This window comes from Enterococcus sp. JNUCC 77, assembly GCF_054819945.1.
In genome coordinates this window covers 285,460-299,662 of record NZ_JBTHIG010000001.1, presented here as the reverse complement: position 1 = coordinate 299,662, position 14,203 = coordinate 285,460, and the positions used below count along the sequence as shown (strand labels likewise).

At 37.3% G+C, this 14,203-nt stretch carries 11 protein-coding genes; 1 reads left to right on the top strand and 10 read right to left on the bottom strand.

What is annotated here, in order from left to right; all coding sequences use genetic code 11:
- The first annotated feature begins 71 nt into the window (after window positions 1-71).
- Window positions 72-1,106 (top strand): lyase family protein, encoded by a 1,035-nt coding sequence (locus ACVWNY_RS01570; protein ID WP_218327534.1) that lies wholly within the window; start codon window positions 72-74, stop codon window positions 1,104-1,106.
- A gap of 36 nt (window positions 1,107-1,142) precedes the next feature.
- Here ACVWNY_RS01570 and ACVWNY_RS01565 read toward each other — a convergent pair whose 3' ends face one another.
- The 10 genes from ACVWNY_RS01565 to ACVWNY_RS01520 all read right to left on the bottom strand — a co-directional run bounded on the left by ACVWNY_RS01565 (window position 1,143) and on the right by ACVWNY_RS01520 (window position 14,145).
- Window positions 1,143-2,006 (bottom strand): GRP family sugar transporter, encoded by an 864-nt coding sequence (locus ACVWNY_RS01565; RefSeq protein ID WP_454071578.1) that lies wholly within the window; start codon window positions 2,004-2,006, stop codon window positions 1,143-1,145.
- Window positions 2,007-2,017: 11 nt separating this feature from the next.
- The gene (locus tag ACVWNY_RS01560) at window positions 2,018-3,034 is read right to left on the bottom strand and encodes a sensor histidine kinase (protein ID WP_218327536.1); all 1,017 of its coding nucleotides are present in this window, start codon (window positions 3,032-3,034) and stop codon (window positions 2,018-2,020) included.
- Between the two features lie 9 nt (window positions 3,035-3,043).
- A complete protein-coding gene (sapR, locus tag ACVWNY_RS01555) occupies window positions 3,044-3,715 on the bottom strand; it encodes a two-component system response regulator SapR (protein ID WP_218327537.1) in 672 nt (223 codons plus the stop codon).
- A 77-nt stretch (window positions 3,716-3,792) separates the two neighbouring features.
- Window positions 3,793-4,146, bottom strand: coding sequence for an iron-sulfur cluster biosynthesis family protein (locus ACVWNY_RS01550; protein ID WP_438718928.1), 354 nt, complete (start codon window positions 4,144-4,146; stop codon window positions 3,793-3,795).
- A gap of 63 nt (window positions 4,147-4,209) precedes the next feature.
- Complete coding sequence (locus tag ACVWNY_RS01545) at window positions 4,210-5,709, bottom strand: phosphohexomutase domain-containing protein (protein WP_454071577.1); 1,500 nt, start codon at window positions 5,707-5,709, stop codon at window positions 4,210-4,212.
- 85 nt (window positions 5,710-5,794) lie between these two features.
- The gene (locus tag ACVWNY_RS01540; RefSeq protein ID WP_454071576.1) at window positions 5,795-8,191 is read right to left on the bottom strand and encodes an HAD-IC family P-type ATPase; all 2,397 of its coding nucleotides are present in this window, start codon (window positions 8,189-8,191) and stop codon (window positions 5,795-5,797) included.
- A gap of 18 nt (window positions 8,192-8,209) precedes the next feature.
- Window positions 8,210-9,154 (bottom strand): 3'-5' exoribonuclease YhaM family protein, encoded by a 945-nt coding sequence (locus ACVWNY_RS01535; RefSeq protein ID WP_454071575.1) that lies wholly within the window; start codon window positions 9,152-9,154, stop codon window positions 8,210-8,212.
- Window position 9,155: 1 nt separating this feature from the next.
- A complete protein-coding gene (locus ACVWNY_RS01530) occupies window positions 9,156-11,771 on the bottom strand; it encodes an ATP-binding protein (RefSeq protein ID WP_454071574.1) in 2,616 nt (871 codons plus the stop codon).
- Window positions 11,761-12,936: a metallophosphoesterase gene (locus ACVWNY_RS01525; RefSeq protein ID WP_454071573.1), complete on the bottom strand. Its 1,176-nt coding sequence runs from the start codon at window positions 12,934-12,936 to the stop codon at window positions 11,761-11,763. The genes ACVWNY_RS01530 and ACVWNY_RS01525 overlap by 11 nt, the downstream gene beginning before the upstream one ends.
- An 81-nt stretch (window positions 12,937-13,017) precedes the next feature.
- On the bottom strand, window positions 13,018-14,145 hold the full coding sequence (locus tag ACVWNY_RS01520; RefSeq protein WP_454071572.1) for a serine hydrolase domain-containing protein: 1,128 nt from the start codon (window positions 14,143-14,145) through the stop codon (window positions 13,018-13,020).
- Window positions 14,146-14,203: the final 58 nt, after the last annotated feature.

The window sequence follows — 14,203 nt, the reverse complement described above, 5'->3', positions numbered from 1 at the left end:
TTGCTCAATTTGACTAGTCAGCCAAACTCTTATGTGATATTTTATCACATATATTAAAGGAGTGGTATTCGATGATGCGAATGGAAGAGGACCAATTTGGAAAAATGCCGATTTATCAAGAAGCTTATTATGGTATTACTAGTTATCGACAACGTAGAAAAAAAGAATTGGCAGTTGATCAAAAACTGATTCAAGTTTATGGTGCAATCAAACAAGCCGCAGCTTTTGCTAACTTTAAAACAGGAAAATTAGCAGCAGCAGACTATCTTTTATTAGAACAAAGCAGCCAAGAAATGAAACATGGACAATTTAATCAAGAAGTCCTTGTGGCGGCAACAAAGCAAGGCACGGCTGAAGCATTAAATCAAAATATCAATGAAATTTTAGCCAATCGCAGTTTGGAGCTGGCTGGTAAAAATAAAGGTGCCTATCAAGACTTCCCCCTTGATCAGGTTAATCACAATCAGGCCAGCCAAATGCTGTATACCACAGGTGTAATTCTAGCTAGTTTGGCTTATCAACAGCAATTAGCTGAAAAACTCCATCAGTTTTTTATATACGTAAATAAATTACCAGAAATGAATGCCACGACCTTAGCAGAATTGCAAAAAGCTTTGCACTTCTTACAGGATGCTCGTTTCGAGACAACCTTTATTCCGATAATTCAACTGAAACAAGCAGATCCGATTTGGTCAACGATTTATTTAGAAAAATTAAATCAAGTGAGAAAAATTAAGCTAAAATTTCCTGCTGAACAAATCGTGGATTACACGCCATTGCCTTATTTAGCCGTTTTGGCAGAAGTTACCGAAGCAGTCTTAAACTTTTTGACTACTCGCATTACTTCTAATATCGGTGTGATGCGCGAACTAAGTCTGCCGTTTGAAAATATTGAAGCCCATAGCTATCACCGACTATTTGCTATTCATGAGGATTTTTCTCAAGTGTTAACCACTTTGATTTCCGAAAATTTGTTCCAAACAGCAACCGATAAAATTGCCAAACTAGATTTAATCAGTTGTCTCCATCAAGTCAATTTTCTTAAGAGTCAAATTAGTGATTTACAAGACGAAATCATTCAGCAACAACAAAAGAAATCTAGTTAAAAAGAGAGTCAAAAGTTTTTCAACTTTTGACTCTCTTTAAGCTTTCATAACCCCTAATAAAACCCCACCGAGGATAATTGCGAGACAACCGCAAATGACGTAGACCATTTCTTTTTTTGTTTTTCGTTCTCCCAATAAGAAGATACCTCCCAAAGTTGAGATGATAATCCCCATTTGTGACAGAGAAAAACCAATTGCTAAACCAATGCTACGAACGGTCAGTAACATACAAATATTTCCGACACCCCATAAAAGGCCGGTTAAAATATTCCGGGCCACAAAACGATCGATTTTTACTTTTTTAAAGGCAAAGAAGCCAGCACCAATTAACATGCCGCAACTTTGAGGTAAAACAATTGCTAAAGGGTCTAAGTGAGCCCAAGTAATCACAATCGTATAAGCGCCAAAACCAATAGTTGAAAAAATTACGGCCCGAATGCCACGACCAAAATTTAACATCCCGTCACTAGTTGCCACACCTGAATCATCATCTTTACGGGCAGTTAAGTAGGCGCCAAAAATTAATAATGCTAAGGCACTAAGACCTAAAATATAATCTCTGCTACCCCGCCACTCGCCAAAGAAAACGGCACCGGCAATCGTATTTAAAATCAATTGAAAACCAGTCGATACAGGCAGTCCAACAGAAATTCCCATATATTTCATGGCATGAAACTGACCATTTTGCCCAGCACTCCAAAAAGCACCTGATAAAAAGCCAATCAAAAATATCCATGGGCCCACAGTCACGCCACTAATAAAAAATACTGCAATGGCAAAAACAAAGGCACCAATCGTCATGCCTAATGTTTGTTGGTTGGCGTCGCCACCTAATTTTCCGCTTACCAAGCCAATACTTCCCCATGCAATCATGGGCACTAATGCAATTAATACTGCCATTCATCTACTCCTTAACGTTCTTCTTGAAAATAACTTAACTGAGGAAAAAATAATGTCATGGTGGTTCCGACATTTTGTTGAGAAGTGGCTGACAACTCTACGCCTATTTTTTGACTTAATGTTTTAGCCAAATACAAACCAATTCCGGTTGAATGCTGTTGTGCTCTACGCCCATTCTCGCCGGTAAAACCCTTATCAAAAATTCGGCCTAAATCCTCTTTTGGAATACCAATCCCAGTATCACTTATTTTGAGTGTGGCCCCTTTTTCTTGCGGGACAATTTCGATAGTGATCTTTCCATTAGCTGGTGTATATTTAATCGCGTTACTTAATAATTGACGAAAAATAAAACCTAGCCATTTGCTGTCTGTTAAGACTTTTGCATCATTTTCCGGCATCACCAATTGTAAACTGTTTTGAATAAAGTAATTGGCTTGACTAGAAATAATTGGCTGAATCATTTTCTTCAGACTATATTCCTGAATCAAATAATCATTGATAAACTCATCTGAACGAGAATAAAAAAGCACTTGCTCGACATATTCATCAATTTTTTGTACTTCATTTTGCAAAGTAACAAATTGTTGGTCCTCAATCTCAAACTCGATACGCTGCAACAATAGATCAACAGCTGCCAGCGGAACTTTAATTTCATGAATCCAAGAATCCATATAATCCTTTTGTTCACTTTGGCGAGCGACAACCTGTTCTAAGGTTTGATGATGCTCACTGACTTGCTGATTCAAATAACTTTGCAGCCATCTTTCTTCATTGGTTTGCGCCTTTTCAACAAAGTGCTGCAAACTATCCTCTGCTTGAAATTGGTCATACCATGGCTTCTTACGATAATAATCAATTGCTAAAAAAACCATCAAAAAAAAGAACTGCAACACAAATAAATAAAACAGATTATCCCAAAAATTATTGACCTCTGGTGTCAGCCAAACCATTAGGACTAACAAAAGACTTAACACCAACCAGCCAATAAAAATCAAATAGCGGTCTTTCAAATACTTCAAAAAAGTCATGATTTTCTCCTAAGGCACGATGTAGCCTTGACCTACTTTCGTCACAATATAATCCTTGATTCCAGCATCTTCAATTTTTCGACGGAGACGATTGATATTTACCGTTAACGTATTATCATCTACAAATCGCTCATCATCCCATAATGCCCGCAATAATTTATCCCGGCTCAAGATTTTTCCATGTTGCTTCATTAAAATATACAATAACCGGTATTCATTTTTTGACAGATCAATCATTTCACCATTAATTTCCATACTACTATTGTCTAAATTCAAGGTGATATCATTGTGGCTCATGATTTCTCCGCTTTCAGCATAATTGTATGAACGACGCAGTAAGGCATTGATTTTAGCCATTAAAATATCCACTTGAAAAGGTTTCGTAATATAATCATCGGCCCCCATATTCATCGCCATAATTTGATCCATATTGGTATTTCGCGAAGAAATAAAAATAATCGGTACTTTTGAGACTTCACGAATTTTTTGACACCAATAATAACCATCATAAACCGGTAAATTAATATCTAATAAAACCAACTGAGGTTCTTCGATTTCAAAATCTGCAAAAACATCATTGAATTGCGTGACTTGAAAAACATCATAGCGCCACTTTATTAATTCATCGCGAATCAAGCCAGCGATGACGGCTTCATCTTCCACAATCATAATTTTCGCCATTTTCTTTCCTCCTATTTCATATTCATAGTATCAAAAAAAAGCCAAAAAAGAAAAGGAGTGCCTAACACTCCCTTACCTTATTTTTCAGTAAAATCAATAAAACCTAGATTATCATCAATTACGCCAACTTCTCCACTTAAAATGAGATTGTCTAAACGTTCATTTAATTTGATCGTCATTAGCTCTTGCAAATCTTCCTTTGAATAACCTTTAATCCAAAAATCACCGATATTTGTAGGAATTGTTTCATCGTATCCGGCTTTATCCATATCTTTAGAAATAATATTGATACTAAACTGTGTTTGCATATGAATCATCGCATGTTGCGAATAAGCGCCCACACCATCTTCAAAGGTTAATAGAACCAATTTATCTGGTGACAAGTGAGCGGTAATTTTAGCTTTTGCACCTTCATCTAGCGTAATTTTCATAAAATCCCTCTTTTCAAATCTTATGATGAATCGCCAGTCAAAAAAATGCAAGAAAATTGCTTTTTAGCCTTTGATGATTGCGTCTAATTTAGTTAAATCAATCTGTTTGTCTGATGCTAAAATATCTCGTAAGATTGGTAAGATTTTTTCAATTTGTCCAGCTTGATCATTTTCAACTTGTAAAACCAATAACGGCTCATGGAGACTCATCCGCAACAATAACCAACCTTGACCAAAAGGTGCGCTGACACTAAATCGTACCCCTTCTTCATTTTCTGGATTAACGGCAAAGCCCTCAACTTTTGCCAACTCATTTTTGAAGGTTTCAATCATTGCTACGCCGGTATTTTTATAATCTTCTCCAGCAATCTTGAAACGAACTTCCAATGTTTCTTCTGGTTGGACCAATTCAGCCATTAAATCCGTTAACGTTTGACCATCTTTTTGTAACTGAGGTAACAACATCAAAATTTTGGCAATAACATAGGCACCATCATCTAAGAAATAATTTTCTTTAAAAGCCGCATGTCCACTTGTCTCAATCGACAATGGTGTATTGATACCAGCTGCATTTAAATCCATTCCTTTATTAATTACATTGCGGTACCCTGAAATATAGCGGTATTGTTTGCCGCCTTTTGCCTCAATGAAATCTTTCAAATGATCTGTCGTTGGAGAATTGGTCACAATTGTTGCACCCGGTTCTGCTTGTAAAACAATCGCTGCTAAAACGGCAATCAAATTATTGCGATTAATCATTTGACCATCTTTTGAAACGATGGCAGAACGATCCACATCAGTATCAAAAATGACCCCTAAATCAGCTTCATTTTCTAAAACAGCAGCTTTGATACTAGCCATCGCTTCTTTGTTATCAGGATTTGGGATATGGTTAGGGAAATTGCCATCTGGTTCTAAAAATTGTGAACCAGTTGTGTCGGCGCCTAAAACAGCTAAGACTTTCTCTGCAAAATAGCCTCCAGCGCCATTTCCAGCATCCACAATAATTTTAAAATCTTTTAGTGGTTGATCGGTCTCAGAATCAATTCCAGCTTTGATTTTTTCCACTAAATCTTGGGCATAGCGAGATAGCAAATCAGCTTGGCTCACTTTTCCATCGCCGCTTGGTAAACTTTCCGTGTGAGCTAAAATATAAGCGATATCTTCTTTTTCAGCACCACCCGTTTGACTAAATATTTTGATCCCATTGAAATAATAAGGTAAATGACTGGCTGTTAGCATAATACCAGCATCTACAGCAAATTCATCAAACTGAGTCGCCATAAATAAAGCAGGTGTGGTAGCCAAACCAAAATCCAATACTTCTACACCAGCGGCTACAAAAACATCTATCATTGCTTGTTTTAAGCTGGGTCCAGTTAAACGACTATCATGACCAATCCCAATTTTAAAAGGTTTTTTAACCCCTTTATTTTCTAGCCAATGAACAATTCCGTTTGCAACTAAAGCGGCTTCATTTTCTCCCAGGTTTTTTTCTAAATCCTCTGTTGTGATTGCAATTCCACGAATATCTGAACCATTTTGTAAATCTGCTAAAGTCATCTGCGTGCCTCCTAGGCATTTTTTTTAAGTATATCATACCAAAAAAGCCAGGAAAACATTTTCTGTTCTCCTGACTTGATTTGTTTTAAGTGAAAGGTCGGAATTTTCTTCGTTGCCAGCGTCCTCGCCAATTCACCACGTGATGCATCATGCTAGTTAAGAAATTAAAGAACCAGAATCCGCCAAATGCCAATGGAATGACAAAGAATAAATCACGGTCCAATAACTGGTCAAAATTAAAGAAATCTCTAAATACTAAGAAGCAAGCCAAGTATAGTCCTGACATGACTACAATTAACAAGACTTTATTTTGATCAAATGGTTTTGAAACGGTGTAAAGTACAAATAATCCTACGCACCCAGTAAAGAAAACGGAAATCGTTGAAGTAGACAACGTCGTTAAATTAAACGACCAGCCAGCCAATTGTGCCAGCATAATTCCTACGACCACCGTAACCGCTCCAGGAACCGAGACCCGCAAAATATTATTTAAGAAATCGCCTTTGATTCGCTCGTAGCTAGGTTTCAAAGCTAAGAAGAAGGACGGAATACCTACTGTTAACGCGTTTATTGGCGTTAATTGAATCGGTTCAAATGGGTACGGCCACGTCACTAGCATGAAAATCACTGCCAAAATGACGGAATAAATTGTTTTGACTAAATACATCGAAGCCACACGCTCGATATTGTTAATCACGCGCCGGCCTTCTTTTAAAACATCCTGCATCTTTTTAAAATCAGAATCTAGTAAAATGACATCTGATGCGGCTCGGGCCGCACTACTACCATTCGCCATCGCCACACCTATATCTGCTTGGCGAAGTGCCAAGACATCATTGACCCCATCCCCAGTCATACAAACTGTGTGTTTTTGTTTTTGTAAAGCTTCTACCAAACGCTGTTTTTGTTCTGGTGATACTCGGCCAAAGACAGTATTTTCTCGTGCCAAGGTTTGATAGCTTTCACTACCTAATAAACTCGACATATCAACATAACTATCAGCATCTTTAATGCCAGCTTTTTGTGCAATTTTCGAAACGGTTAATGGATGATCTCCCGAAATAACTTTTAAAGTCACATCTTGTTGTTCAAAATAGCCGAAAGTTTCTGCTGCATTTTCTCGTAAATTATCTGAAATAATTAAAATTGCTAATAATTCGACTGGTTCAGTTAATTCAGTTGTTAAAGTTTTCGGATAACTCGCTAAAACTAGAATCCGATAGCCTTCTTCCATAAAGGACTGGGCATGTTCATAGACAATCGCCGGTACCCGAGTAAAAACAAATTCTGGTGCACCAATCACATAACTGCCATCATCTTCGAAACTAACGCCGCTCCATTTACGAGCAGAAGAAAAGGGGATAATTTTTTTCTTGTACCAATTACTTTTTTGCTTGAAGCGTTCTCGTAAAGCATTGGCTGTCGCATTCGTATCTGGTAATTGGGTCATTAAGGCATTCATAATTTGTTCAAAACGTTGCCCACTAACTTTTTCTAAAATGGCTTTTTCAAATTTCAAGGTACCATCTGTAATCGTCCCAGTTTTATCGAGACAAATCGTATCTACTCGCGCCAAGGTTTCAATTGAAGACATTGATTGCACCAAGACTTTTCGTCGCGCTAGATTGGCTGCTCCGACGGCAAAGGCAACACTCGTTAACAACATCAATCCTTCTGGAATCATGGAAACTAATGAAGCCACTGTACCTAAGACCGCTTGCTTGAAAGAATCTGTACTTAAATATTGGGAATACATCATCCCTAAACCGACAGGTACGATTAAAACCGTTAATACTGCAATCATTCGGCCTAAAATTTTAACTAAATCCGAAGAAGTATTTTTTTTACTTTTGGCTGCTTGGGTTAATTTTTGGGCAAAATTATCTTTTCCGACAGCTGTCGCTTCATAAAAAGCTGTTCCCGCTGTCACAAAGCTACCACTAAAAACTTTGTCTTCTATATTTTTTGAGACCCGATCACTTTCACCAGTTAGTAAAGATTCATCGACCTCTAAACCTTCTGTCTGAATAATTTTGCCATCAACTGGAATTTGATCGCCATTTCGTAGGAGTAGCGTATCGCCTAAAACAATTTCATTTTGATCCACCAAGGTTTCATAGCCATCTCGAATAACGGTAGCTTGAGCTTTGGCTAAGACTGACAACTTATCAATGGTGTGTTTGGCTTTTAATTCTTGGAAGACACCAATACACGTATTGATAATTACTACACCAAAGAACAGCGCATTTTTAGGAGAACCAACAAAAATAACCAATGCTGCTAAGACTAAGTTCAATAGGTTAAACACGTTAATCGTATTTTCTTGAATAATTTGGCGGTCAGATTTCAAGAGATCTTCTTTGACTTGGTTAGTCTGACCGGCATCCGTCTTTTCCTTCACCTCATCAGCTGACAGTGAAGCAATATCGATTTTTACACGTTCTTCTGTTTCTGTTTTTTTCTCTACATTTTCACTATCCATCTTCATGTCTCCATTTTCTTAAACATCTTTAGGAACATAAAAACTACGATTATCCATACCAAAAATTCTTTCCGTATATGTTCCCGGCTCCGCATTTTTGACTGCGCTAGTCATCATCTGCATTGAAGCATCAATATTATCAATTTGATGTAAGATTTCTGCTTCCATAATTCTTGGTCGTACCGGAGAACCATATTCCAATAAGCCATGATGAGCTAAAACCATATGCCGTAAAACTACGACATCTTCATCAAATTCGCTAATCTTTAATTCTAGACAGGCCTTCGTAATTTCTTCGTCCACCAATACTAAATGACCGATTAAATTTCCTGCCACCGTATATTCAGTAGCTGCTGCACCGGTTAATTCCAACACTTTTCCTAAATCATGTAAAATAATGCCCGCATATAACAATGATGCGTTAAGTTGTGGGTATTCTTTGGTAATAGATTTACCCAAGCGCAACATAGTCAAGGTATGAAAAGCTAATCCGCCAGAAAAAGCATGGTGGTTACGCTTTGCCGCTGGAAAGTCGAAAAATTCTTTTTGATATTTGTTCAACAAAAAGCGGACAATTCGGTTCCAATGAGCATTCGTGATTTCAAACAAGGTTTGATTGAATTCTTCTTCCATTTCTTCTCGTTTGACAGGTGCCTTTTCCATATATAAGCCTGGATCACTCGGTTCATCTGGACGCGTCAGCCGTAAATGTAAAATTTTGACTTGAGGATTGCCTTGGTAGACTTCTCGTTTACCATTCAAAGCCACTACTAAACCAGCTTTAAAGCGGGTAATTTCATCTTCTGACGCATCCCAAAATTTACCATCAATGCTGCCAGAAGTATCTTGGAAAGTAAAGGCGATGAATTTTTTCCCATTTTTTGCTAATCGAACATCGGCATTTTTAATTAAGACATACATCTCAAATGTTTCATCTACCGTCAACTCTTTAATTTTTTTCATGTCATGCTCCCTTCAATTCCCAAACTGTCTGATGGAGTTCTTGATAATAGCTTACCATTTCTTGATCAGATGACAAACAAATCACTTGATATTTTTGGCTAAATTTTGCTAAAAGTTCGGCTAATTGTCGTTTTCTTTGGTGATCATAATGTAACCAGCCGTCATCAATGATAATTGGCCCCACTGGATCTGCTGATTCGACTGCCAAATAAGCAAAACGAAAAGCCATAATAAGCTGATCTTTAGTACCTGTCGACAATTGATAAACTGAACGTTGATTGACTGTCAATGTTCCCTCATAAAAATCTAAACGGGCTTTTTTACCAGTTAAAATTTGGAAGTATTCCGCCGCTTTAGTAACTAACTCTGGTAACTGCTGTTGAGATAACTCTGTCGCGATATCTTGCAGCAACTGTCCTTCAATTTTTGCTATCGCATATTCTTTTAACAAGTCGCTGATGACTGCTTGTTGTTGACTTTGTTGCTGGTACAACTGATCCAGCGTACCATCCTTTTGCATCTGTTGAATTTCAATTCTCAAGCGTTGTTCTTTTTCTTGGGCTTGTTGCAACTTCAACTGAGTTTCCTCTAACTGTCGTTGTACAGCTATCATTTGTTGATTTATTTGTATCAAATCCACTGTTTCTGGAAACAATGGCGCTACTGTCTGACTTAAATCTTGTAAACGTTGTTGCTGCTGCATAATTTTTTGTTGCTGCGCCAAATAATCATTAATCTCAGCTGGATAGCTTAACCCGCTACTCTTTAACAATTGCTGGTGCTGATTTAACAACAATTGTTGCTCTTTTTGATTTTGATGAATCCGTTGCTGTAAGACTGCATTTTCTTGATACGTTTCCGCAAAGCGAATTTGTTCCATTTCTTGCGCAAAATCATTCAATTGTTGAAATTGGGCCACTATTGGTTTATCTTGCAGCGGTAACCACTCTGTCAGAAATTGAAATTGTGCAGTTAGCTGTAACAGCTGCTGATTAATTTCTTGATTATTTTTTTTTAAGTTGGTTTGCTTTTGTCGTTGACTTAAAAATTGCAGCGCTTTTTGATTACTGGCTAATAAACGAACTTCTTCCAATTCTGTTGAAAGATTTCGCCGCTTTAATTCCTGCTGAGCATTTGCTGCTAAATTACTCTGTTGTTCAGCTAAAATAGCGACTTGCTTTTTCACAGTCATTAGCTGTTCATTGATTAAATCCAATTGATTTAAGCGATCTTGCCAAGTTTCTTTATTCCCACTAGCGACTTTCGGCTTAATTGCAAAAATAATGGCAACTAGTGCCATTGCAATAAACACAAAGCGAACAGGAGACGGTAAAAATACCGCGGCTAACACACTCACACCAGCTAACAAAAATCCCCATGGTTGTTTTTTCTTCGGTTTAAAGACTTCAGGATGTTTTTTCTCGTAAGCATTTAGCTGCTCTTCCGCTGTTTGTTGCTGTTCTGTCAGTAAATTTAACCGAATTTGATATTCTTGTAATTCTTGATTCACCACTTTTACTGGTTTTAAGAAGCTTAATACGGCTGTGTCATTTTCAAAAGGTTCTGGCAGATTTGTCTGCCAGAAAGGATCGGTTGTTTCTCGCAGCTGTTGCTGATTATGACTTTGTTCATCAATCAGACGATTAACTGGCAGTTGTTGCGCCAATAATTCTTTGATTTTTGTCTCATTTTCTAAATAAAAATAATAGCGAGCTGACGCTTGATTGCCACTGAATTTTTGCAAAGCTTGATGGAGTTGTTCTTGCTCTTTCATTAATTGCTGGTAGGTTTGATAATACTCCTGCAAAGCCGTCTGTTCAGCTGGAGTGCTAGTCAAAGAAAGATCTGTTTGTTGTAATTGACGTAATTCTTGATAATTATCAAAGTTCAGTCTTTGTTGCTCAAGTGTTACTTGTTTTTTTCGCAACTCCTGGTCAGTGGTTGATAAATGCGTTACTTGTTTTTTAGCTTCATCAGCCGCGACTACCAACTCTTGGAAATTTTTTTCCTGTTGCTCTTTTTGTTGGATCTTTTCTGTTAGTTGTTCCAGTTTTTCCAAGGCAAGATTTAATGGTAATTTGCGTCCTCTTGGTCGATAAAGGGTTTCGGCTTGTTGCTGTAGCTGATTTTTTTGAGTGAACAATTGATTGCTACCTGATAATCCTAAAGAAATCAGCGCATCATGCAATTTATTTTCTTGCAGTTGCTCTAATTGTTGCAACTGTTCCTGTTGAAAAGTAAATACATCTTGAAATAAATTGATGTTTAAAGGATACAATAGTTGCGCTAAACGCCCCTCATCTCCAACCGTCCCATCAGCAAAACGTAATTGTGCCTTGCCTTTATTTTTATTTTTAAAACGTTCAATTTGGATTTCTCCTATAGTGCTATGGACAATCGTCAGCTTACCACCAAAACCACTTCCGTCAGTAGGCGAATAATCAGCACCTTTTTTCTTCTTTGTTGGAAAACCAAAAAGCATTGCTTGAATAAATTGATATAATGTGGATTTCCCTGCTTCGTTTAAACCAAAAACCAGCTGATTATTCGCTTCAAAGAGAAATCTCTGCTGTTTTAATTTACCAAAGCTAGTAATTTCCGCTTTTTTAATCCACATCTTTTTCCCTCCTGAAGCGATAGGTCTGCTTGATTTTTTCTTGAACATTTTGTAACACTTCTGTTTGGAAATCAGCTGTCAAAAGTCCCTGTAATTTAGGATTAACTTCCGCTAACTGTTCTGTAAAAACTGCCTCTGACTGATAAGTTGTCAACAATTGATCCACTAAGCTCTCATCGACTGCTAAATAATGTCGCTCATTTGTCGTGGAGGTAAATGCAACCTCAGTCACAAAAATTTCTGCCGGTAAAGAAGTGTTTAAGGTTTCCAATAATTCGCCAGAGGCTAATTGATATTGAATTTCTTCTGCCAGTGTCGGATTATCGGTTAATTTAAGTTGAATTAAAATCGGTTCCGTCATCGTTATTTGACTCACTAAATAAGGTAATAATTGATTACTACGACGAATTTCTTTTAAGGAAATAGTCAGCTCCTGCCACACAACAGGTGCGACTGGCACTTTTTGCAACTTGATTTTTCCCGCCAGTTCCTCAACTAACAATACACCTGCTAGATTTTTCTCTTTTTTAGTATGACCTAATGGTGTTCCCGAATAATAAGCTGGAGGCATTTCAGAAACCATTTGTGGTACATGAATATGGCCCAGTGCCCAATAATCATAACCTTTTTCCGCTAGCTTTGAGGTAGTAAAAGGCGCATAAGGAAATTGACCTCCATGATACATACCGATATGAAAGTTACTTGTTTTTCTAGGAAACTGATCAATTTTTTCAGCTTCAATGATGGGACCTTCAAAACTAAAACTGCTAATAGCAATTTCTTGTCCGTCTTTTAATTGTAGTTTTTTAGTGGCTACTGTTTCATCAGTAAACAGCTGCATATTTTCAGGAAAATCAAACCAATACCGTTGACTTTGATAATAATCGTGATTACCAAAGTTCATCACCACTGGAATATTTTTTTCCGCTAAACGATTCATTTGAGCAAAAAAATGTTGTTGTGTCTTTAAAGTAGGACGATGTTGGTGAAAAGTATCCCCCGCCAATAAAACAAAATCCACTGCCTCAGTAATCGCCAAGTTGACAATGTTTTCCAACATTTTTTGGTTTGCTTCCATTAAATAAGGTTGAAAGGCGTTTTTTACATTGGTTAACCCTTCAAATGAACGGTCTAAATGCAAATCTGCCCCGTGTAAAAATTTCATCCTAATCCCCCCAATCTGATATATTTTACCACAAAAAACGAAAACTTGTTCGTATTTTTATCGAGAAAAAAACCGCTAAATTTAGCGGTTTTCTGACAATAATTCGAATAAATGATTGTTTACAGCACCTAGATCAGTTTGGTTAGTATTTCCCAACAGCACAACATAAATTTTCCCATCTCGACTGATACTATTCATCGTATTGAATCCACCGATAACCCCATGAGATGTATATTTTGTCGGTTCAGCATAAAATCCTGCTCCGTAAGTGGAGCTGCTGCCAGAAGTTAACATTTCCGTACGTTCTTTTTCATCGATTAAAGTCCCCTTCATCAAAGCTTGATCGAATAAATATAAATCTGTCGCCGTCATAAACATATCCCCTGCACCAAATAATTGACTCATATCTGGCATAACTTGTTGATCGTATTGACCATCTTTAACCCGATAGGAAGTTACAGGTGCCGGTAAACCTCTTGGTGCTTCACCAAAACCAGCATGTTGCATCTTGGCTTTATCAAAAATATGTTCTTGAATATATGTTTTTAAATCCATCTGACTAACAACTTGTACAATATAGCCTACCAAAGCATAATTACTATCTGTATACGACCAATTTCCTGGTTCTTCTTTAATTCCTTTGGCTGCAATTTCTGACACAACTTGTTGTGGAGTAACTGCTAGACTGCCTTCAGAACGACCATTAATACCACTAGTGTGATTCAACAAATTTTTTAAGGTAATTTTGTCTCCATTAGGAAAATCAGGAATATATTTTCCAATCGGATCAGTAATTTTTAATTTGCCTGCTTCTTCTAACTGTAATAAGGCCGTAGCCACAATCGCCTTTTGCGCAGAACCAATATAATAACCGTCTGCCACTGTATTTTCTTCTCTTGTTTCACGATTGGCCAAATCAAAACTTTTACTCAACAAGACTTGATTATTTTTCACAACCAAAACGGTGCCAGAAAAATGTTGTTGCGTCAAATAATCACTTAACTCTGGTGCTTTATCTACTGCTGCAATCGTATTGTCTTTTTCTTTTTTTTCAACCACTTCAGACTTAGGTACACTCTTCTTCTCTTCCGTCTGCTCAGTTTTCGCTAAGGTGACTTCCTTTTTGGGATGATATGCAAAAAACATCCCCGCTAAAAGAATCATCCCTAACAAAGTCAATGTCGTCAAAAAAATTTTTATCCCACGCATAATCTAGCCTCTTTATACTATTTTCCTTATCCTATCACAAGAAAAATTTTTAACAGCC